This is a genomic window from Pseudarthrobacter sp. S9, assembly GCF_050156545.1.
Classification (GTDB): Bacteria; Actinomycetota; Actinomycetes; order Actinomycetales; family Micrococcaceae; genus Arthrobacter.
On record NZ_CP189576.1, the window covers coordinates 3,767,557 to 3,788,537 of the forward strand.

Genomic DNA, 20,981 nt, shown 5'->3' on the forward strand with positions numbered 1-20,981 from the left:
CTCATCAATGCGGGTCTGGGAGGGATATGCGCCTGCACTTCCCCATAAAATGTCGCAGCCCCGCCCTACTGTTGCGGGCATGGAACACGTGATGGTGACGACGGGCCCGGACGGGAGGCCCTCGGCAGTGGTCCGCGGCGGCCGAAAATGGACTATCGGGGCCGAGCCCGTCCGCTGGTTTGAGCGGGTGAGCTGGTGGGAGGCGGAGCGGCGGATGCCGAAGGGCCTGAGCCGGGTGGATGTGGAAGTCTGGCAGATCCAGGCGCGGCTGGGCGGCAACCACAGATCGGCCTTGACCACCATGGAACTGATTCGGGACGGACTTGGCGGCGGCTGGCGGCTGCGGGAGTCCATAGCGGACGCCGCGTAGGGGCGGGAAAGGTCACCGCGAAACAAACCTCACAGCGGACCCGGGTCCGGGCATTGGAAAAGCCTTCCACCGCGACTATTGGGGGATGCCGCGGTGGAAGGCTTGTAACGAATATACCGTGAATGGGAGTAAATGTGAAATAAGCCGCGGTGGCTCGACAGGCCGCGCAACCCGGCCATGGAGGCAATGAACCAGCCGGCCGCGCACCAGATACTTCCCTTCATGGCGGGCCACGAGGGGCGTTAAGACATTGAAGGCTTGCGATGGGGCGTCGGGCCAATCTGCGCGGTTTGATCCGCCGCGGTCACTGGCAACAGTGGTGCTCTGGTGCGACCGTTTCAGCGTGGCTTTCGGATCCGCCGCCCTGACCTGACACATTCCACCCCCGCCCAGCCCCGGGACCTAGGATGTCTTCATGATCGCCACGAGTGCCCGCCGAATTGCCCGAGTCCGCCCGATCTCATATGTTTCGGAGGCCGAGCACTTTTTCGTCGCCAACGACGCCCCGGACTTCGGCAGTGAAGCAGGAAAGGTGTGGACGGTGACCAACACGCCGTTCCCGGGTTCCTTGGCCAATGCCGGCAGCTTACCCCGCAGTGGTTGGGAAAGCGGCGCCACGGTTGAAGAAAGCTCGTTCACCTTCCTGGCGCCAAGCGTTCCGGCCAACGTCCTGGGCATGGCGCACAACACCGGCCACGCGGGGCGCGATCTCCCCCCGCAGGCCTTCCACAAGGCCGCGACTAGCGTTGTCGGTCCGGGAGACGCAATAGAACTGTGGCCAGGCGTGGGCCGCGTTGACCCGGAAGCGGAACTGACAATCGTCGTCGGGAGCAGAGTCCGTGGACTGACGCTCAGCAACGCACGCACTGCAGTTCTGGGTTTCACGATCGGAAACGACGTCTCGGCCAGGGACTTGCAGAATTCCGACGAGTTGTGGATTAGCGCCAAAAGCCAGGACACGTTCACTCCGGTGGGGCCGTGGATCGTCACGGATCTGAATGGCGCCAACCTGGCGATCGGGATCAAACACAACGGCACGGAGCTCAAGGCGGCCAGCTCCGCTGACCTCGGCTGGGGAGTGGAGGAAATCCTGGTCTACGTGACTTCCTTCATGACGCTTCACCCTGGCGATCTCGTGCTCACGGGCTTCCCCGCCGAGTGCGCGCGCATCGTTCCCGGCGACACCGTGACCTGCCACATTGAGGGCATCGGCGAGCTGACGAATCCGGTGGTGGCCGCAGCTTGACTGCATTCGCCGGCATCGCGTGTCCGGCTTGACCAAAGGAAATATTCACCGGAGCCGGGAAGCGGCTAGCGGCCGTGGGCAGCCCTCAGAGGCGCGATTTCCCGCGGCAGACATTATGATGGTTACTGTTCAGCTGATTGAACAGCATTCGAATGAGTGGCGCCGGCGACATGCGCGCGATACCTGAAGGAGAATCATGGCCGATTCCCGAGTTCCCCGAACCCCTGACGGACTGGGGAGCGCCTCACCCGCACCGGCGGTCACCCGCGCCGCTGCTGTGCTGGAGGCCCTGGCTGCCTCTGCGACCGGACGCCTTACGCTGAGTGACCTCGCCAGGGAGCTGGGAATTCCGAAATCTTCAACATCGAACCTCCTGCTTGCGCTCGAGGAGGCCAGACTCATCAATCGCCAAGGCGCCGAGTTCACTCTCGGACGCAAGTTGGTTGAGCTCGGCGCGGCCTACCTCAGCCGCCTTGATGAGGTCCAGGAGTTCTACCGGTTCTGTGAACAGGCTCCAACACTTTCGGGTGAAACTGTCCGCATCGCCATGCTGGATGGAACAAACGTCATCTATCTGGCCCGCTATGAAGGCCACCCCGCCGTTCGCCTGACCTCCAACATTGGCGACAAGATGCCGGTGTCTCTCTGTGCCGTGGGCAAGGCCCTGCTGGCACGGCTGCATGACCACGACGTCGCCGAGATGTTCCCGGATGACGCCCAACTACCGGTCCTGACTCCGAAGTCGCTGCGTACCGGGGCCGAGCTCAAGGCCCAACTCGCCGTCATTCGGGAACAGGGCTACGCCTTCGAGGATGAGGAATCAACCACGGGTGTCGTATGCCTGGCCGTCTCGGTCCCAACGCGTGGTGCGCACGGACCCAGCTTGGGCCTTTCGGTAACCGCGCTGAAGGCCACCTACTCCGAAGAGCAGGGGGCGATGATGGTGAAAGAACTGAAGGAACTGGCCCGGTCCCTGGGCAATCCCATGGGGTAAAACGGGCGCGTGATCGAGCCGATCGAGTTTCCTGAAAACTAAATCTGATTACACATTGGCGAACCGATCACCATGTTGTACGCTGTTCAACATAGTGATCAACGCCTCAGGGGTTGTTCCTATCCCACCAGGCCAACGGGGGTCTGGAGTGTTTTTGAGGGAGTGCTTGTGACAACTCGTACTAATACACCGCTGGCTGATGCGGACGGCGCCGTCGTCGATCCGGAACAGCTGCGAAGGGCAACTCTTGCCAGTTCCGTAGGCTCCGCTCTGGAGTACTACGACTTCTACATCTATGGCCTCGCGTCGGCCCTGATCTTCGGCCCGCTCTTCTTCAAGCCGCTCGGCGAGGACGGGGCCTTGATCGCATCGTTTGCCACGTACGGAGTGGGTTTCGCAGCCCGGCCCTTTGGCGGACTGGTCTTCGGCTACATCGGCGACAGGTTCGGCCGCAAAATGGTCCTCATCCTCACTATCGGCCTGATGGGTACTGCAAGCTTCGCCATCGGTCTGCTGCCGACGTTTGAGCAGGCCGGCATGCTGGGCGCCGTTCTCCTGGTGACGCTGCGCATTCTTCAGGGCCTGGGCGCCGGCGCGGAGCAGGCAGGCGCCACCACGTTGATTTCCGAAGTCGCACCGCGCCGCCGTCGCGGCTTCTTCGCCTCGCTGCCGTTTGTCGGAATCCAGCTGGGCACCCTGCTCGGTGCGGGAACGTTCGCCCTGATTGCCATGGCTGACAAGGCCGTCCTGGAAGGCTGGCTGTGGCGGGTACCGTTCTTGGCGAGTGTGATCCTGATTGCCGTGGCCATCTTCATCCGGCTGAGGCTGAAGGAAACGCCCGTATTCCAGGAGCTGGAGAAGCACAAAAGTGTGGTCAAGAACCCCATCAGCCAGCTTTGGAAGCACTCCAAGAAGAACGTGCTGATCGGCATTGGCCTGCGGATGGGTGAGAACGGGAATTCCTCGATCTATTCCGCCCTCCTCATCGCCTTCCTGGCCTCTAAGGACGGGGTCTTCCCGGGCGACAAGTTCATCGGTCCGGTGGGCCTGCTCATCGCCGCCGGCTTCGCCGCCGTTATGGTGGTCACTTTCGGTGCATTGTCGGACAGGTTCGGCCGTGTGCCCGTCTACCGCTACGGTGCGCTATTCCAGGCCCTCATCGCGCTGCCGGCGTTCTATCTGGTGACGCTGGGCAACGTCACTCTCGTCTGGATAGTCATGGTGGTGGGCATCGCCCTCGGCGTTCAGTCCATGCTCGGCCCGCAGTGCCCGCTCCTGCCGGAACTCTTCGGTTCGCGGTACCGGTTCACCGGCGTGGCCATGAGCCGCGAACTCTCTGCCGTCATGGCCGGCGGACTTGTTCCGCTGGTGGGCGCCGCGCTCCTGGCCGCCACGAATCACTCCTGGCTGGTGCTCGCCGTCTACTCGGTGGTTCTTGCCCTCATCTCGTTTGTCACCACGTTTTTCACCCCCGAGACGGTGGGACGCAACCTACTCCTCACGGAGGACGCGAGCTAGGCCCTCCTGGGTTCTCAGCCCGCCGTCTGCAGACCTCAGGCCGTGCCCCCTTCCCCTCAGGAAGGGGGCACGGCCTTCTGCCGATGCGGGGCTTCTGGCGATGCGGGCATCCCGAGTCGCTGCAGAAACGCGTCGCCGGACGGGGCGGGTGCAGGCATGGCGGCCGCCGGATCAACGCAAAGGCGGCCCCTCCGTTTCCGGAGAGGCCGCCCTTGTTGGCGGTGCGGAATAGGTTGCGGGACTTAGTAGAAGTGGACCGTGTCCACGAGGTGGGGGAGTTCGCCGCCGTCGAGGAACGTGCGCAGGTTGCTGCAGAAGCGTTCGGCGATCAGGCGGTTTTCGGCGGCGCTGAGGGCCGAGGTGTGCGGGGACACCATCACCTTGGGGTGGTTCCACAGCGGGCTGTCCTCGGGGAGCGGCTCCACGGCAAAAACATCGAGGCACGCATACGAGACCTGGCCGTTGCCGAGCGCCTCCAGCAGGGCTTCCTCGGCCACAACGGTGCCGCGGCCCACGTTCACAAAGACAGTTCCAGGCTTCATGGCCGCGAATACCGCGCGGTTGAAGAGTTTCTCGGTGTACGGCGTGCCGGGAAGTGTATTGACGACGGCGTCCGCCGTGGCCAGCAGGCCGGCGAGGCCGTCGTTGTCCGTGACTTCTTCGATGCCGTCGATGGGCTCCACAGTCCTCTTGGTGCCGCTGACGGTCATGCCCAGGGCGCGGGCGATCCGTGCAGTCTCGAGCCCGATCTCGCCCAGTCCGGTGATTACCAGGCTGGAGCCGTTGACCAGGCGCGTGGGGGTGCGGAGCTCGGGCCAGATCCTGGCCGCCTGGTCGTGTGCCAGTTCCGCGCTGCGCTTGAAGCCGTTGAGGATTCCGAGGGCGGCGAACTCGGCGAGCGGCAGGGCGTGAACGCCGGCGGAGGTGGTCACCTTGAACTTCTGCAGCGTCCCGGCATCCAGCCCGGATGCCTTCACGACACCGCCGGCGCCCGCCGCCATGGCATGGATCCACTCAAGGTGCGGATTGCTGCCGGCGATCCTGGCGAGGCCTGCGGGGCTTTCGTTGGGGAACCCGTAGAGGACCTGGGCCTTAGTGAGCATGTCCCAGTAGCGCTCCTCCTGCTCCGGCGTCCGGCGGAAGTCCGGATCTCCCGAGTGGTCTGCGGGAAAGCGTTCCGGCGGCAACAGCTCCGGTTCGTAAAGGACGGTAACGGAAGGATCTACTGCGCGGATGCGCTCCACAAGCTCTGCTTCGAGCGGGACGGCGATCGCGACGGTGGTTTTAGACGTCATAGTGTTCATCATACTGAATGGAGGCTAGGATATTGAACAGATTACTGAAATTGACCAGGATCAGTCATGACGAAGTGAGGCAGCATGGATATGGACCGGAAGGAAGCCGGCTTTGTGGGCCTGGGATTTATGGGTGCGCCGATGGCAGCAAACCTCCTCAAGGCAGGGTGGGCCGTCACCGCCTGGAACCGCTCACCGGCGGCACTTGACGCGTTCGAAGCCCTCGGCGGCGCACGCGTGGCCGAGGTGGAAGCGCTCCGCGACAAGCCGGTCATCATCTTTATGCTGCCGGATCTCTCCTACATCGAAGACTCGGCCGCCGGACTCCTGGCCAGCTGGGCCGCGACGCCGCCGGCCGCCGGGACCGCCGTGGTGGTCATGAGCAGCGTCTCGTCGTCCGCGGTGAAGGAATTCGGGTCACGGGTAGCCGAGGCGAGCGGCGGGAACGCCGCCGTCGTAGATGCTCCCGTGAGCGGCGGCACCAAAGGTGCCGTGGAAGGGACCCTGGCCATCATGGCGGGCGCAAACGAACAGGACTTTCGGCGGCTCCTGCCGCTTTTCAGTGCCATGGGTACTACGGTGCGGCGGCTGGGACCGCTGGGCGCCGGGTCGCTGGCCAAGGCGTGCAACCAGCTCATCGTGGGAACCACGACGGCGGCGCTCGCCGAAGCCGCGGAGCTCGCCGAACGCTCCGGCATGGACGTCGCGGCCCTCTACGAGGTGCTCGCGGGCGGCCTGGCCGGCAGCCGGGTCCTGGAGGTCGTGGGGCCGCGGCTCGCCGCCAGGAACTACGCTCCCACCGGCCCCGCCAAGTTCATGCACAAGGACCTTTCCTTTGTGGTCGAAAGCGCCGCCGCGGTGGACGCCGCCGTACCGATGGCGTCCGCCGGCGTCGAACTCTACGCGGAACTGAAGCGCCAGGGACTGGGGGACCAGGACCTCGCCGTCGTTCGGCAAACAATCTCCAATCTCAGCGACAACACGGCAGTCAAGACCAATTGAGGATCAGCGAACCATGAGTGGACTTTTTGACCTGACAGGCCGGACCGCACTGGTCACCGGCTCCAGCCGGGGGATAGGCAACGCCCTGGCCCGGGCACTGGCCGACGCCGGCGCCACGGTGGTGCTCAACGGCATCAACCCCGAACGGCTCAAGGCCGCAGAAGCCGCAATGGCCGCGGACTACCCGCCCGGGCGGGTGCACAGCTGCGCCTTCGACGTCACCTGCGACACCGAGGCGGCCCGGGGCGTCGCCTGGGTGGAAGAGAACGTAGGGCCGCTGGAAATCCTGGTGAACAACGCCGGCATTCAGCACCGTGTCCCCATGCTGGAGCTGGACGTCGCCGACTGGGAACGGGTAATCTCCACGGACCTGACCAGCGCGTTTCTCGTGGGGCGTGAGGCGGCGCCCTACATGATCCCGCGCGGCCGGGGAAAAATCATCAACATCTGCTCGGTGCAGACGGACCTCGCCCGGCCCACCATCGCCCCCTATGTTGCGGCCAAGGGCGGACTCCGGAACCTGACCCGGGCCATGACGGCGGAATGGGCCGGTTCGGGCCTGCAGATCAACGGCATCGCACCCGGCTACATCCACACCGAAATGACGCAGAACCTCGTGGACGACGAGGAGTTCAATTCCTGGATCCTCGGCCGGACCCCCGCGCACCGGTGGGGGACCGTGCAGGACCTGGCCGGCCCGGCGGTCTGGCTCGCGTCCGACGGCTCGAATTTCGTCAACGGCCAGACCATCTTCATCGACGGCGGAATGACGGTGGTGGTGTGATGCCCGGCGGAACCGGACTTCCGGCCACCGCGGCGGCAGTGGTTGCCCACGCAGCCGGCGATCTCCGGATCGAGGACATTCCCGTGTCCGCACCGGCGCCCGATGAAGCTGTTGTCGAAGTGGCCTTCGGCGGCATTTGCGGCTCGGACCTGCACTACTGGATGCACGGCGCCGCGGGCGAATCGGTCCTCAAGGCGCCCATGATCCTGGGCCACGAAATCGTAGGAACCGTACTGCTGGCGGCCAAGGACGGAACAGGGCCCGAGGCCGGGACGGCCGTCGCCGTCCATCCCGCCACGCCGCGTCCGGGCGCTGCCCGGTACCCCGAAGACCGTCCAAACCTGTCACCGGGCTGCACCTACCTGGGCAGTGCCGCACGCTTCCCGCACACTGACGGGGCGTTCAGCCGGTACGCCACCCTGCCTGCCCGGATGCTCCGTCCCCTGCCCGCAGGCCTGGAGCTAAGGACCGCCGTCTTGGTGGAACCGGCCAGCGTCGCCTGGCACGCCGTCTCGCGTGCCGGAGCCGTGGCGGGAAAGACGGCCCTTGTGATCGGCAGCGGCCCCATCGGCGCGCTGGCGGTGGCCGTCCTCAAACGCGCGGGTGCGCAGCGCATCGTGGCCGTGGACATGCACGCCAAGCCGCTGGAAATAGCCCGTGCCGTGGGCGCTGACGAAGTCCTCAAGGGCGACGACGCCGAGGCCATTGCAGCAGTGGAGGCCGACGTTGTTATCGAGTCCTCGGGCAGCCATCACGGCCTGGCCTCGGCGATCAAGGGCGCAGTCCGCGGCGGCAAGGTGGTGATGGTGGGGCTCCTGCCCTCCGGCCCGCAGCCCGTCCTGATCTCGCTGGCGATTACCCGCGAGCTGGCGCTGCTCGGCTCCTTCCGCTTCAACGACGAAATTGATGAGGTCATTGGCGCACTGGCCGACGGGTCGCTGTTCGTGGATCCGGTGGTCACCCACACCTTCACGCTGGACCGCGGACTGGAGGCCTTTGAAGTGGCCAAAAACTCCGCGGAATCCGGCAAGGTGCTGCTGGACTTCAGGCCGCCCCCGGAGGGATGAGCGGCGCCGTAGCCCCAACGGAGCGGCGGGCCTCAACGCCGCTGGACCGGCACAAACACCCTGGGCTGGTTCTTCCAGGTCGGCGCCATCTCCGAAATTGTCTCCCGCATGATCCTGTTCGAGGCGTCCCGCGCCGCGGCGGCGTCCCCGGCGGCAATCGCCTCGGCAACGTCCACATGCCACTGCAGCGCCGTTTCGCGCGGGTGGTCAGGCATGAGGCCGTGGACGGTACGCCCGGTCAGCGTCTCGGCGACCTGCCCCACCATGTTGGCGAACATCTCGTTGCCGGACCCGGTCAGCAGCAGCGAATGAAAGTGGATGTCCAGTTCCAGGAACCGGGGCACGTCCCCGGCCTGGCCGGCGTCGCGCATGGCGTGGGAGATCTCCACGAGCTCGCGCCGGAGCTCCTCCGGGGCGTTGATGGCCGCAAGTTCCGCGGCCACGGGCTCGACGGCGGTCCGCAGCTCCGCGAGCGAGCGGAGCTGGGCACCGCGGCCCTCGCCGGCCAGACGCCAGCGGATCACGAGCGGATCGAACGGGTTCCAGCGGCTGGCCGGCAGGACACGGATGCCTACGCGCTTGATCGTTTCGACCAGGCCGAGGGACTGCAGGACACGGACAGCCTCCCGGACCACCGAGCGGGAGACCTTCAGCTCCTCTTCGAGGTGCTCGGCCAGCATGACGTGGCCGGCGGGGAGTTGGCCTGCGACGATGCGGGTGCCGAGGTGCTCAATGGCACGATGGTGGAGGCTGGTTGACATAGTCGTAAGCATAGTGCTGCGCACGCCGATCCGGCCGCCGTTACAGCCGTCCCGGCGAAGTGGTGCCGGGAATCATAGACTGTTTGTGACGCGCGGTATTCCGCCACGTGGGCGCTGCTTTCCCGAAGCCCGCGGAAATACATATGGTTTATTGACAGCCACTAATCCCAAGAAGCGCGTTCCGCACGCAGTGCGGGACGAACTACACTCGTTGCACAGAAATGAATTGGAGTTTTGATGTCAGCACACATCGGTGTCACCGGCCTTGCGGTGATGGGGGCCAACCTTGCCCGCAACCTGGCCCGGAACGGCTTCACCGTTGCCCTGCATAACCGGTCCGTGGAAAAAACTGACGCCCTGCTGGAAAAGCACGGCGGCGATGGCGACTTCGTCCGCACGGAAACGCTCCAGGAACTGGTTGACTCCCTGGAGAAGCCCCGCCGGGTGCTGATCATGGTCAAGGCCGGCAAACCGGTCGACTCCGTGATCGAGCAGCTTGAGCCGCTGCTGGAGCCGGGCGACATCATCATCGACGCCGGCAACTCACACTACGAGGACACCCGCCGCCGCGAGGCCGCACTCGCCGCCAAGGACCTGCACTTCGTCGGCATCGGCGTGTCCGGCGGCGAGGAAGGCGCCCTCAACGGCCCCTCGATCATGCCCGGCGGCTCCAGGGAGTCCTACGACGCCCTCGGCCCGCTGCTGGAAAAGATCGCCGCCCACGTGGACGGCAAGCCGTGCTGCGCCTGGATCGGCACCGACGGCGCCGGCCACTTCGTCAAGATGGTCCATAACGGAATCGAATATGCCGACATGCAGGTCATCGGCGAAGCCTTCGACCTCCTGCGCTCCGGTGCAGGGATTGAACCGGCCGAGCAGGCAAAGATCTTCGAAGAGTGGAACAAGGGCGACCTCGCCTCCTTCCTGATCGAAATCTCCGCCGAGGTCCTCGGCCACGTCGACGCGAAGACCGGCAAGCCGTTCGTCGACGTCATGGTGGACGCCGCCGGCCAGAAGGGCACCGGCCGCTGGACGGTCATCTCCGCGCTCGAACTGGGATCCCCGACGTCGGGCATCGCCGAATCCGTCTTCGCCCGCGCCCTGTCCTCGCAGACCGAGCAGCGCCAGCTGGCCCAGGAACTCTTGGCCGGCGGAGAGGCCGCCGTCGAGGTCCCCGAAGGCTTCGTCGAAGACGTCCGCCAGGCGCTGTACGCCTCCAAGCTCGTGTCCTACGCCCAGGGACTGGACATGCTCACCTCCGCCGCCAAGGAATACGGCTGGGACCTGAAGCTGGACGAGATCGCCTCGCTCTGGCGCGGCGGCTGCATCATCCGTGCGGAACTGCTCAAGGAGATCACCAAGGCCTACGCCGCTGCGGAGAAGCCGGCCAACCTGCTCTTCGCCCCCGCCTTCACCAAGGCGATCGCCGACGTCCTGCCGGCCTGGCGCCGGGTGGTTTCCACTGCGGTCCAGCTCGGCATCCCGGTGCCGGTGTTCTCCTCCTCGCTGGCCTACTACGACGGCCTGCGCCGCAAGCGCCTCCCGGCCGCCGTGATCCAGGGCCAGCGCGACCTCTTCGGCGCCCACACCTACGGCCGCGTCGACGCCGAAGGCACCTTCCACACCCTCTGGGGCGAGGACAAGTCCGAGATCGAGGCAGTGGACACCCACTAGGTCCAGACGACGGCGGCCGGGGCCTTCCAGCTACGCTGGGGGACGCCGGCCGTCGTTGTTTCGCCAGTTCCCGACCTCAGGAGTCCGCCAGTGCCCCAGCCAGTAGCGTTTGTCACCGGTGCGTCCACCGGGATCGGTTATGAAACCGCGAAGAAGCTTGCCGAGCACGGATTCACCGTCTACGCCGGCGCCCGCCGGGTGGAGAAGATGGAGCCGCTCAAGGCCCACGGCGTGCACGTCGTGGCGCTGGACGTGACGGACGAGGCATCCATGGCCGCCGCCGTCGGCGAGGTGCTGGCCGCCCACGGCCGGATCGATGTCCTGGTCAACAACGCCGGCTACGGGTCCTACGGCTCGCTCGAGGAGGTGGAGCTCGCCGAGGGCCGGCGGCAGTTCGACGTCAACGTCTTCGGCCTGGCCCGGATGACGCAGCTCGTGATCCCTGCCATGCGGGCCGCGGGCCGCGGGAGGATCATCAACGTGTCCTCCATGGGCGGGAAGATGTACGAGCCGCTCGGCGCCTGGTACCACGCCACCAAGTTCGCCGTGGAGGGCCTCAGCGATTCGCTGCGGATCGAGCTCAAGCCCCACGGCATCGGCGTGTCCATCATCGAGCCGGGAGGTACGCAGTCCAAATGGGGTGCCATTTCCGCTCAGGGCCTGCTGGCCAGCTCCGGGAACGGGCCGTACGCCGCGCAGGCCAAGGTCATGGCGGCGGCGCTGGCCACCACGGACAAAGCCGCGCTGTCCACGACGCCGGAAGTAGTTGCCGACGCGATTGTCCATGCCGCCACCTCGGCGCGCCCCAAAACCCGGTACCCGGTCGGCGGCAGCGCGCGGGCCATGCTGCTGCTTCGGCGCCTGCTGCCGGACCGGGTGTTCGACGTCGTGCTCTGGAACATCTACAAGCGGTTCCCCACCGCTTGACGGGTGCGTGTTAACGCACGAGTGCCGGGCCCCCGCTGCGGGGCCCGGCACTCGGCGGTTGGCCGGGAGCGGCCGGATCCGGCTAGATCAGGTATTCAATGACGTATTCGGCCGGGTCGACGGCGGGTTTGGTCTCGCGCTGCGCATCGCGGTGGCGCCAGGCGGCCGGCACGCCGGTGATGATCGATTCGGCCGGGGCGTCCTTGACCACCACGGCGTTGGCGCCCACGGCGCTGTCCCTGCCGATCGTGATGGGTCCCAGGATCTTGGCCCCGGCGCCGATCACGACGCGGTCCTCGATGGTGGGGTGCCGCTTGATCTTCGCGAGCGAGCGTCCGCCGAGGGTCACACCGTGATAGATCATGACGTCCTCGCCGATCTCGGCCGTCTCGCCGATGACGACTCCCATGCCGTGGTCGATGAAGAAGCGCCGGCCGATGGTGGCCCCGGGGTGGATCTCAATTCCCGTGAGGAACCGGGCCAGCTGGGAAATCAGCCGCGCCGGGAACCGCAGGGAGGGGTTCTGCCACAACCGATGCGTCAGGCGGTGGAACCAGATCGCGTGCAGGCCGGAGTAGGCAAAGAAGTTCTCGAAAGAACCTCGAGCCGCCGGGTCGTGTGACCGGGCGGCGTCGAGGTCTTCCTTAAGCCTTGCGAAGAAGCTCACAAAGACCTTTCTACGGGAATCGTGGGTCAGCAGGCTGGGACTCAGCCGCGGATGTCGTCATAAAGCACGGTTGAGATGTAGCGCTCACCGAAGTCGGGAACGATCGCAACAATCAGCTTCCCCTTGTTTTCCGGACGTTTTGCCAGCTCCAGCGCGCCCCAGACGGCCGCACCGGCGGAGATGCCGCCGAGAATGCCTTCCTTGATGCCGAGCTCGCGCGCGACGCGGACGGAATCCTCCAGGGTGGCGTCAATGACCTCGTCGTAGACGTTGGTGTCCAGGATTTCCGGAATGAAGTTGGCGCCGAGGCCCTGGATCTTGTGCGGGCCCGGGGCTCCGCCGTTGAGGATGGCGGAATCCTTCGGCTCGACGGCGATGATCTGGACGTCGGGATTGCGCTCCTTGAGGACCTGTCCGACGCCGGTGACGGTGCCGCCGGTGCCGACGCCGGAGACGAAGATGTCCACCTTGCCGTCGGTGTCGGACCAGATTTCCTCGGCCGTGGTGGTGCGGTGGATCTCCGGGTTGGCCTCGTTGGCGAACTGCTGGGCCCAGACGGAGTTCTCCGTGTTGGCCACGATCTCCTGGGCCTTCTCCACGGCGCCCCGCATGCCCTCGGAGCCGGGGGTCAGCACAATCTCGGCACCGTAGGCGCGGAGCATGACACGGCGTTCCGTGGACATGGTTTCCGGCATGGTCAGGATGACTTTGTAGCCGCGCGCCGCGCCGACCATGGCCAGGGCGATGCCGGTGTTGCCGGAGGTGCCTTCAACAATGGTGCCGCCGGGCTTGAGGGCACCGGATTTCTCGGCCGCGTCAATGATGGCGACGCCGATTCGGTCCTTGACGCTGTTGGCCGGGTTGTAGAACTCCAGCTTGACCGCCACCGTGGCTTCCAGGCCTTCGGTCAGCCGGTTGAGCCTGACCAGCGGAGTGCCGCCAACCAGCTGGGTGACATCGTCATAGATCCGTGCCATGTATGTATGCCTGTCTCTGAAGAGGGATTACTGAGGTCAGCCTAACGAGCGCGTGCAGACCCTAGCTAAGCATTAAGCCACGCAGAGTAATATTTCCTGGCCTTGGCCAGCTTCGGATTGATGATCACCTGGCAGTAGCCCTGCTCGGGGTACTTGCCGTAGAAGTCCTGGTGGAAATCCTCCGCCACATGGAAGACGGGCAGCCGGCTCACCTCGGTCACGATCCGGTGCGACCACAGCGCCTGGTTCCGCTCGATCGCCTCCCCGAAGAGGATCTTCTCCTCGGTCGTCTCGTAGAACATCGAGGAACGGTACTGGGTTCCGACGTCATAGCCCTGCCGGTTCAGCGTGGTGGGGTCGTGGAGCGCGAAGAACATGTCCAGGATGACCTCCGCCGGGATCACGTCCTCATCAAAGGTCACCGCCACCACCTCGGCATGGCCGGTGGTTCCCGCGCAGACGGAGTAGTAATCGGGGTTGCGGTCGTGGCCTCCGGTGTAGCCCGAAACGACCGAGCTGACGCCCTTGGTTATCTGGTAGACGGCGTCGAGGCACCAGAAGCAGCCTCCGCCGAGGACAAAAGTTCTCATGCTCTCTTCAATGGTTGAACCGCCCCGATGATTCCCCGACGGGCCGATCCGGCACCGTGACGGGAGTGGGGAAGGCCACCCGATAGGGTAAAAATGAGGGTATGGAACCTGTGAACACCGATGTTTCAGCTGAGTACGATGCCGCCGGGTCCTCCACCGGGGCGACCTCCGTCGCCGCCACGCTGGGCATGATCCTGCTGGCGGTGGAAGAACTCTGGCCCGAATCGCTCGCCGAGGAATGGGACGAAGTGGGCCTCGTGGCCGGCCATCCCAACGCCGAGGTGCACAGGATCCTTTTCGCCGTTGATCCGACCCGCGACGTGATCGAGGAAGCCATCGACGTCGGCGCCGAGCTGCTGATCACGCACCATCCGCTGCTGCTCAAGGGCGTGACCTCGGTCGCCGCGAACACGGCCAAGGGCAGGGCCGTGCACCGCCTGATCGAGTCCGGGACCGCGCTGCTGACCGTCCACACCAACGGTGACTCCGCCGTCGGGGGCGTCTCTGACGTCCTGGCTGACGCGCTGGGCCTGCAGAACGTGGCCCCGCTGACCCCCGCCACGAACGGGCTCCCGGAAGAAGGCATCGGCCGGGTCGGGGACCTGGCGGAGGTCCTGACGCTAGGCGATTTCGCCGCGCGGGTGTTCGGCATCCTGCCGTCAGTGGCCGGCGGTGTCCGGGTGTCCGGTGACCGGGACGGCCTGGTGCGCCGGGTGGCCTTGTGCGGCGGCGCCGGTGACTCCCTCTTCGGTGAGGTGCGGGCCAGCAACGCCGACGTCTACCTGACAGCGGATCTGCGGCACCATCCGGCGTCGGAAGCCCGCGAGGCGGCCGTCAACGACCGGCCGTACCTGATCGACGTTTCACACTTCGCCAGCGAATGGCTGTGGCTTCCCGCGGCCGCCGAAGCGCTCGGCAACGTGCTGACCGACCAGGGGCACGACGTCCAGATCCGGGTCAGCACCACCAACAGCGATCCGTGGGACTTCATTCTGACTCCGGGCGGGGACTAGAGTCTAGAGAGCGCCGGTACGGTGCCCGGCTCCGGCCGGCAGGGAACAAGCGGAGGTAATAGTGGCCAAGGCAGCACCGGCGGAACAGTTGAAGTTGCTCGAATTGCAGGGACTTGATGCCAAACTCAAGTCCCTGTCCAACCGCCGCCGAAGCCTTGAAAATGATTCCCGGATCACCGATCTCGAGGCTGCCCTCAGCGTGGCCGGCGGCGAACTCGGTGCCGCGAAGATGGCCGTTCACGACGCCGAACTGGAACTCAAGCGTTCCGAAACAGACGTGGAGCAGGTGGCCTCCCGGATCGCACGCGACGAGGCCAAGCTGAACAGCGGCACGGGCCTGTCCAAGGACCTCGTGGCCCTGCAGCGCGACCTCGTCTCCCTCAACAAGCGCCGCTCCGACCTCGAGGACGTCGAACTTGAGGTCCTCGAACGGCTGGACACCCTCCGTGCCCGCCAGGCCTCCCAGCAGCAGATCGTCGACGACATCCAGGGCTCCTTCGGTACCATCCGCGCCGAGCTGGACGAACAGCTGGCCGAAATCGCCGCGGAGGCCGCCGTCGTGCGCGGACGCCGCGCGGAGTTCGCCGCGGAACTGGACGCGGGAATGCTGGCGGTCTACGAGAAGACCCTGGCGAAGCGTGGCGTGGGCGCCGCCCGGCTGTTCCACGGAACCTCGGAGGGCTCCGGCATGCAGCTCAGCCCGGGCGACCTGGCTGAAATCAAGGCCGCGGCCGAGGACGAGATCGTGTTCTGCCCCGACTCCGGCTGCATCCTGGTCCGCTCGGCCGAGTGGGTCTAGCGCGCTCCACCCCAACTGGCTGGCAGCAGGGGTCGTTCTGGGCGCCCAAAACGACTGTGCTCAAAACGACATCAGCCGCGAGCTAGCTGGGCAGGATGATGTTCAGGGTGTGCGGCTTCCGGGCCGTGCCCTCGATGAGTTCCGCGGTCCACTTTTCGGCCGCCGCCTTCCGCAGCTGCGCGGGGGTCTGCGGCGCCCTGCCACGGCGGCTCAGCAGATGCCGTGCCAGCTCGCCGCGGGTGTGCTTGGCGAAGTGGCTGACCACCTTCCGCACCCCGCCGACCTCGGTGAAGACGTTCACGGAGACCGTCTGCTGTGGCGGGGGAGTCCACGCCGCAGCGTAGGTGCTGGAGCGGCAGTCCACCAACAATTCACCGGCGCAGAGGGCGGCGAGGGCGTCGTTCAGTTGCGGCTTCCAGAAGGCTGCCAGACGTCCGACGTCGGGCAGCGCGGTCCCCATCGACAGCCGGTAGGCGGGCACCCGGTCCGCGAAGCGGATCGCGCCCCAGAGCGCGGAGATCACCAGCACTGACTCGTCCGCCTTCTTCCGCTGCGCCGCCGTCAGGGAGTCGTAGCCGAGCGCGTCGTACAGCACCCCGGAATAGACCTGGTGGGCCGGAGCCGCCGGTTCTTCGTGCAGGCGCGTGTTGCGTTCGACGTCGGCCGCCAGGGAGGCGCCGACGCCGAGAAGCGCCAGGGCGTCGTCGTGGGCGCTGACAGTTCCCAGCGCGTCAAGTACTTTGGCCCGGTAGGTGTTGAGCCCGGGGAAGCTCAGGGAAGTCCAGTCGACGGCGTCCCCGCCGGCAGCGGGGGTCTTGCCCTCGGAGGGCGGCAGCAGAATCAGCACCGTACGATCTTACCGACGACGGCTGCCCCCGGTGTCAGCCCAGGTTCCGGGCCAGGAAGGCCAGCACCTCCGGCAGGATGAGCCGCCAGTAGACTTCCTCGTGGCCGCCGGGCTGGAATCCGCCTTCGATCGGGCCGGGGAGGGCGCTGACATAGTCCTGGACCGTGGCGAGCAGAGCGTCTTCCGTGCCGCAGTCGATCCGCTTGGGCAATGCCTCCAGCTGCGGCCGGAGCGCGAACACGTCATTGGCCGCGAAGTCCTCCGGGCTGTCGAAGGCGTCTTCCAGCTGGGGGTCGTACGCGCTCCAGACAGCCGGGCTCATTGCTGCAACCGCACGGAGCCCGGGGATCTTTCCCTGCGAGGCGAGCAGCAGCACCCCGAAGCCGCCCATGGACAAACCGAAGAGGCCGAGCCTACCGGTGTCCAACCCCCGGGCGGCGAGCAGCGGAAGGAACTCCGCGAGCAGCATGGATTGGGTATCGGTGCCGTCCGCGCGGGGGTGCCACCAGGAATCGCCGCCGTCCACGGACGCGATGGCGAAGGGCTGGCCGCCTTCCCCCAGATGGCGCTGCAGGACGGCCTGCGCGCCGAGGACGTCGAAGGGGAAGCGGTTGTTGCTGTCGGTTCCGTGCAGGAATACGGCCACGGGAAGCATCTGCTGCCCGGCGGGGCCGGCCAGCACCGGCGCGGCAACGGACCAGCCTGTGGAAATGTCCGGGCGAAAGGCCGACACAAAGGACCCGGACGTGACCTCCACCTGCGGACTGGTTGCGAGGGGCTCCGCCGTGGACCCGGCGGACCCGGCCGACCCGGCCGACGGCGTGGCAGCCGTGTCAGCAGCCGGCGCGCCCGCGGGAGCCTCGGTGGCGGGCGTGCATGCTGCCAGCGCGGCGGCGGTCAGCGTGCCGGCCCCGAGTTCCAGCAGGCGCCGGCGTCCGAGCAGCGGCTTTTCCATGACCTGATCATAGGCATGCGGCGGCCGGCCGCGCCTCTTGCGCTTCTAGGCCGCCTTGATCGGGGTGGCGGAGGCTGAAGCAGTCGCCGGCGCCGACGCCTGGGCTGCCTTGCTTTCGCGCGCGAGGAAGGCGGCGAGTTCTGCAATGGTGCTCATCATGGGGGCGGGGAAGACGACAGTCGAATTCTTGTCCACCGCGATTTCCACGAGGGACTGCAGATTCCGCAGCTGCAGGGCCAAGGGATGGGCCATCATGGTGTCCGAGGCGTCCCCGAGGGCGGCCGCGGCGATGGACTCGCCCTCGGCGGCGATGATCTTCGCCCGCTTCTCCCGCTCGGCCTCGGCCTGGCGTGCCATGGCACGCTTCATGCTCTCAGGCAGCTGGATGTCCTTCAGTTCCACGAGGGTGACTTGGACGCCCCATTCAAGGGTGAGCGCATCCAGGATTTCCCGGATATCGGTGTTGATGCGCTCGGTCTCGGACAGCGTCTGGTCCAGGCTGTGCCGGCCGACAACTTTCCGCAGCGTGGTCTGGGCGATCTGGTTGATGGCCGCCGCCACGTTTTCAATCGCCACCACGGATTTCACGGCGTCGATCACCCGGTAGTACGCCACCGCCGAGATATCGACGCTCACGTTGTCCTGTGTGATGATGCCCTGCGACTGGATCGGCATCGTCACGATCCGGAGGCTGACGATCTGGAGCTTGTCGATCACCGGAATGATGAAGCGCAGCCCGGGCATTCTCACCCCGATCACCCGGCCCAGCCGGAAAAGGACTCCCTTCTCGTACTGGCGCACAATCCGGATGGACATCCGGGCCAGCGTCACGAGCAGTATGACGACGACGATGAGAACGACGATGCTGGTGAGGTCCATGCGATCACTTCCCTGTGACTTCCCTGCAAAATGGAATCTGCATTGCTTCAATTCTCCCACCGGGACTTGAAATTGCGCCTGTGCATATGACCTGCCGGGCAGCCCCGTAGAATGTACAGCGGATGGGTTGACCAGGCGGCCGCGCGTCACGCAAGTGGCTCGAGGAACGTCCGGGCTCCGCAGAGCAGGGTGGTGGGTAACGCCCACTCGGGGCAACCCGCAGGCCAGTGCCACAGAGAACAGACCGCCTGCCTGCCGCGCGTGCTTGCACGGGCTGCAGGGCAGGTAAGGGTGAAACGGTGGTGTAAGAGACCACCAGCTTCCCGGGTGACCGGGAAGGCTAGGTAAACCCCACCCGGAGCAAGGCCAGACAGGACACGTTCGAGGGCTGCTCGCCCGAGTGTCCGGGTAGGCCGCTGGAGGGCGTCGGCAACGGCGTCCGTAGATGGATGGCCGCTACTCCCGCGCCGGTAACAGCGCGGGAACACAGAACCCGGCGTATCGGTCAACCCATCCACTCAAAAGCCTGTGGTGCCGCAGTTCAGCGCGGACAGGGCCGATGTCCGCCGTCGGGACACGCGCCCCGCACAAGAGCGCCGGATTGCCAGCACGCGAGCGGACGTTTAGCCTTGCGGTGGGATGTGGCCCGGGCAACCAGTTGGGGGCAGGCCACACGGCATCCAGGCGATGCCATCCCTGCAAGAGGCTGGCTCCATGGTCTCAAAACGATGGAGCCAGCTTGCGGGGGTCGTGACTTCCCGACTGTGAAGGTCGACGCCGGGCTGAGACTTTCCAGCGCGGCCGTCCGCGTGTGTGAGTGATTTCACGCCCAACCCGGCACCGCCCTCCGCGCCGCCGCCCTAGAATGGATGGTGAACGTAGAAGTTCTGCCGCCGGGCCTGCGTTCGCAGCCGGTGGTTTTTCTTTGCGCTCCCATGCGCCCGGGGTGGACCGAATCCCCGCCGGCGCCAAGGTTCCGGGCACCCTCCGGTGGCCGACTTCCGCATACGAGGACGTATGTGGTGGATTTTAGGAAGGTAGTTCTGTGAGCCAGACGTCAAATTCTTGTCTTGATACGTGGATGGGCCGTGAGGCGCTCGCCGAGGCCATGATCCCGGTGATCGGCCGGCTGTACCGTGAGAACAACGTGGTGACAAGCATCCACGGCCGCAGCCTGATCAACAAGTCCACCATGAACATCCTCAAGGCGCACCGCTTCGCCCGCCGGATGAGCAAGGAAGAACTGCGCCTCGAGGAGACCGCCCCGCTGCTGGACGCGCTGACCAAACTGGAACTCGGCGCAGCAGCAATCGATATTGCCCGCCTCGCCGAGAAGTACCGGGCTGAAGGCGACGGCGTCACGCTGGATGAATTCCTCCGCGGCGAGCTGGCCGAGGTTGTGGGCAAGCGCGGCGGCGACGACCGCACCAGCACCGACGTCGTCCTCTATGGCTTCGGACGCATCGGCCGGCTGCTGGCCCGCCTCCTGATCGAAAAGGCCGGCGGCGGCCACGGCCTGCGCCTGCGTGCGATCGTGGTGCGCCGAGGCTCCGACAACGACCTCGCCAAGCGCGCCAGCCTGTTGCGCCGCGACTCCGTCCACGGCTCCTTCGAGGGCACCATCAAGGTGGACCCCGAGAACGACACCATCACCGCCAACGGCGTCCAGATCCAGGTCATCTACTCGGACAACCCCGCCACGGTCGACTACACCGCCTACGGCATCCGGGACGCGCTCGTCGTCGACAACACGGGACGCTGGCGCGACGCCGAGGGCCTGTCCCTGCACCTGCAGAGCAAGGGCGTCTCCCGGGTCCTGCTCACGGCCCCCGGCAAGGGTGACCTGAAGAACATCGTGCACGGCATCAACCACGGCTCGATCACCGACTCGGACAAGATCGTCACGGCTGCCTCCTGCACCACCAACGCCATCACCCCGGTGCTGAAGGCGATCAACGACCGCTACGGCGTCGTCCACGGGCACGTGGAGACGGTGCACTCCTTCACCAACGACCAGAACCTGATCGACAACTTCCACAAGGGCGACCGCCGTGGACGGTCGGCCGCGCTCAACATGGTCATCACCGAGACCGGCGCCGCCAAGGCCGTCGCCAAGGCCCTGCCCGAACTCCTGGGCAAGCTGACTGGCAGCTCCATCCGCGTCCCCACGCCGGATGTTTCGCTGGCCATCCTGAACCTGAGCCTCGAGAACGGCACGACCAAGGACGAGGTCAACGACTACCTGCGGGAAATGTCGCTGCACTCGGAGCTGCGGAAGCAGATCGACTACATCGATTCGCCCGAGGTTGTCTCCACGGACTTCGTCGGCTCGCGCCGGGCCGGCATCGTTGACGGCCTTGCCACCATCTCCAATGACAAGAACCTCGTCCTCTACGTCTGGTACGACAACGAGTTCGGCTACAGCTGCCAGGTTGTCCGCGTCATGGAGGAAATGGCCGGCGTGAACCCGCCGTCATTCCCCGCCAAGGACGCGGCCTCGATCCTGGAGGCAGCCGGACTGCCTGTTGAGGTCGGATAGCGGCACCGGCTGGCAGTACCCGGAAAACGTCCCTGACCGGGACTTATGCTCCTTTCCCGGCCGATGCACTGGAATCG

At 66.0% G+C, this 20,981-nt stretch carries 20 protein-coding genes and 1 other RNA gene; 13 read left to right on the forward strand and 8 right to left on the reverse strand.

The features are described 5' to 3' along the window. Window positions 1-79 precede the first annotated feature (79 nt). The 4 genes from ACQCSY_RS18055 (at window position 80) to ACQCSY_RS18070 (ending at window position 4,128) form a co-directional block, all read left to right on the forward strand. Window positions 80-370, forward strand: coding sequence for a hypothetical protein (locus tag ACQCSY_RS18055; protein WP_427130908.1), 291 nt, complete (start codon window positions 80-82; stop codon window positions 368-370). A gap of 415 nt (window positions 371-785) precedes the next feature. Continuing rightward, the gene (locus tag ACQCSY_RS18060; protein WP_427130910.1) at window positions 786-1,616 is read left to right on the forward strand and encodes a fumarylacetoacetate hydrolase family protein; all 831 of its coding nucleotides are present in this window, start codon (window positions 786-788) and stop codon (window positions 1,614-1,616) included. 196 nt (window positions 1,617-1,812) lie between these two features. Beyond that, window positions 1,813-2,610, forward strand: a complete 798-nt coding sequence (locus ACQCSY_RS18065; RefSeq protein WP_427130912.1) for an IclR family transcriptional regulator — start codon at window positions 1,813-1,815, stop codon at window positions 2,608-2,610. A gap of 162 nt (window positions 2,611-2,772) precedes the next feature. Beyond that, window positions 2,773-4,128, forward strand: coding sequence for an MFS transporter (locus ACQCSY_RS18070; RefSeq protein WP_427130914.1), 1,356 nt, complete (start codon window positions 2,773-2,775; stop codon window positions 4,126-4,128). A 242-nt stretch (window positions 4,129-4,370) separates the two neighbouring features. On the opposite strand, the gene ACQCSY_RS18075 is transcribed toward ACQCSY_RS18070, so the two are convergent. Further along, entirely contained in the window at window positions 4,371-5,435 is a 1,065-nt protein-coding gene (locus ACQCSY_RS18075; RefSeq protein ID WP_427130916.1) for a D-2-hydroxyacid dehydrogenase, read from the reverse strand. Window positions 5,436-5,513: 78 nt separating this feature from the next. Between ACQCSY_RS18075 and ACQCSY_RS18080 the strand changes: the two genes are divergently transcribed. Genes ACQCSY_RS18080 through ACQCSY_RS18090 form a run of 3 tightly spaced genes read left to right on the forward strand, consistent with a single transcriptional unit; the run spans window position 5,514 to window position 8,276 of the window. Continuing rightward, window positions 5,514-6,425: an NAD(P)-dependent oxidoreductase gene (locus ACQCSY_RS18080; RefSeq protein WP_427135925.1), complete on the forward strand. Its 912-nt coding sequence runs from the start codon at window positions 5,514-5,516 to the stop codon at window positions 6,423-6,425. 13 nt (window positions 6,426-6,438) lie between these two features. Continuing rightward, window positions 6,439-7,209: an SDR family oxidoreductase gene (locus tag ACQCSY_RS18085; protein WP_427130918.1), complete on the forward strand. Its 771-nt coding sequence runs from the start codon at window positions 6,439-6,441 to the stop codon at window positions 7,207-7,209. Beyond that, window positions 7,209-8,276, forward strand: a complete 1,068-nt coding sequence (locus tag ACQCSY_RS18090) for an L-idonate 5-dehydrogenase (RefSeq protein WP_427135927.1) — start codon at window positions 7,209-7,211, stop codon at window positions 8,274-8,276. The genes ACQCSY_RS18085 and ACQCSY_RS18090 overlap by 1 nt, the downstream gene beginning before the upstream one ends. Window positions 8,277-8,308: 32 nt before the next feature. On the opposite strand, the gene ACQCSY_RS18095 is transcribed toward ACQCSY_RS18090, so the two are convergent. Beyond that, window positions 8,309-9,037 (reverse strand): FadR/GntR family transcriptional regulator, encoded by a 729-nt coding sequence (locus ACQCSY_RS18095; RefSeq protein WP_427130920.1) that lies wholly within the window; start codon window positions 9,035-9,037, stop codon window positions 8,309-8,311. A gap of 237 nt (window positions 9,038-9,274) precedes the next feature. On the opposite strand from ACQCSY_RS18095, the gene gndA reads away from it, so the two are divergent. Together gndA and ACQCSY_RS18105 are read left to right on the forward strand one after the other, a co-directional pair. Continuing rightward, on the forward strand, window positions 9,275-10,711 hold the full coding sequence (gene gndA, locus ACQCSY_RS18100; RefSeq protein ID WP_427130922.1) for an NADP-dependent phosphogluconate dehydrogenase: 1,437 nt from the start codon (window positions 9,275-9,277) through the stop codon (window positions 10,709-10,711). A 90-nt stretch (window positions 10,712-10,801) separates the two neighbouring features. After that, complete coding sequence (locus ACQCSY_RS18105; protein WP_427130924.1) at window positions 10,802-11,638, forward strand: oxidoreductase; 837 nt, start codon at window positions 10,802-10,804, stop codon at window positions 11,636-11,638. An 82-nt stretch (window positions 11,639-11,720) separates the two neighbouring features. Here the strand turns inward: ACQCSY_RS18105 and epsC are convergent, their stop codons facing one another. From epsC to msrA, 3 genes are all read right to left on the reverse strand, one after another. Then, complete coding sequence (gene epsC, locus ACQCSY_RS18110; RefSeq protein WP_427130926.1) at window positions 11,721-12,305, reverse strand: serine O-acetyltransferase EpsC; 585 nt, start codon at window positions 12,303-12,305, stop codon at window positions 11,721-11,723. Window positions 12,306-12,346: 41 nt separating this feature from the next. After that, on the reverse strand, window positions 12,347-13,282 hold the full coding sequence (gene cysK, locus ACQCSY_RS18115) for a cysteine synthase A (RefSeq protein WP_427130928.1): 936 nt from the start codon (window positions 13,280-13,282) through the stop codon (window positions 12,347-12,349). 65 nt (window positions 13,283-13,347) lie between these two features. Continuing rightward, entirely contained in the window at window positions 13,348-13,872 is a 525-nt protein-coding gene (gene msrA, locus ACQCSY_RS18120; protein ID WP_427130930.1) for a peptide-methionine (S)-S-oxide reductase MsrA, read from the reverse strand. A 101-nt stretch (window positions 13,873-13,973) separates the two neighbouring features. Here msrA and ACQCSY_RS18125 point away from each other — a divergent pair, with 101 nt between their 5' ends. Both ACQCSY_RS18125 and ACQCSY_RS18130 read left to right on the forward strand, forming a co-directional pair. Continuing rightward, window positions 13,974-14,885 carry a Nif3-like dinuclear metal center hexameric protein gene (locus ACQCSY_RS18125; protein WP_427130931.1) on the forward strand — a complete coding sequence of 304 codons (912 nt, stop codon included), beginning with the start codon at window positions 13,974-13,976 and terminating at the stop codon, window positions 14,883-14,885. Window positions 14,886-14,946: 61 nt separating this feature from the next. Beyond that, complete coding sequence (locus tag ACQCSY_RS18130) at window positions 14,947-15,684, forward strand: zinc ribbon domain-containing protein (protein ID WP_427130933.1); 738 nt, start codon at window positions 14,947-14,949, stop codon at window positions 15,682-15,684. 82 nt (window positions 15,685-15,766) lie between these two features. Here ACQCSY_RS18130 and ACQCSY_RS18135 read toward each other — a convergent pair whose 3' ends face one another. The 3 genes from ACQCSY_RS18135 to ACQCSY_RS18145 are packed head-to-tail and all read right to left on the reverse strand — an operon-like array spanning window position 15,767 to window position 18,365. Then, window positions 15,767-16,531 carry a YaaA family protein gene (locus ACQCSY_RS18135; RefSeq protein WP_427130935.1) on the reverse strand — a complete coding sequence of 255 codons (765 nt, stop codon included), beginning with the start codon at window positions 16,529-16,531 and terminating at the stop codon, window positions 15,767-15,769. Window positions 16,532-16,565: 34 nt separating this feature from the next. Continuing rightward, window positions 16,566-17,486, reverse strand: a complete 921-nt coding sequence (locus tag ACQCSY_RS18140; RefSeq protein WP_427130937.1) for an alpha/beta hydrolase — start codon at window positions 17,484-17,486, stop codon at window positions 16,566-16,568. 45 nt (window positions 17,487-17,531) lie between these two features. After that, window positions 17,532-18,365, reverse strand: coding sequence for a slipin family protein (locus ACQCSY_RS18145; RefSeq protein ID WP_427130939.1), 834 nt, complete (start codon window positions 18,363-18,365; stop codon window positions 17,532-17,534). 123 nt (window positions 18,366-18,488) lie between these two features. On the opposite strand from ACQCSY_RS18145, the gene rnpB reads away from it, so the two are divergent. Together rnpB and ACQCSY_RS18155 are read left to right on the forward strand one after the other, a co-directional pair. Then, window positions 18,489-18,882: RNase P RNA component class A (gene rnpB, locus ACQCSY_RS18150), an RNA gene on the forward strand. 528 nt (window positions 18,883-19,410) lie between these two features. After that, window positions 19,411-20,904, forward strand: coding sequence for a glyceraldehyde-3-phosphate dehydrogenase (locus ACQCSY_RS18155; protein WP_427130941.1), 1,494 nt, complete (start codon window positions 19,411-19,413; stop codon window positions 20,902-20,904). The last annotated feature ends 77 nt before the right edge of the window (window positions 20,905-20,981 follow it).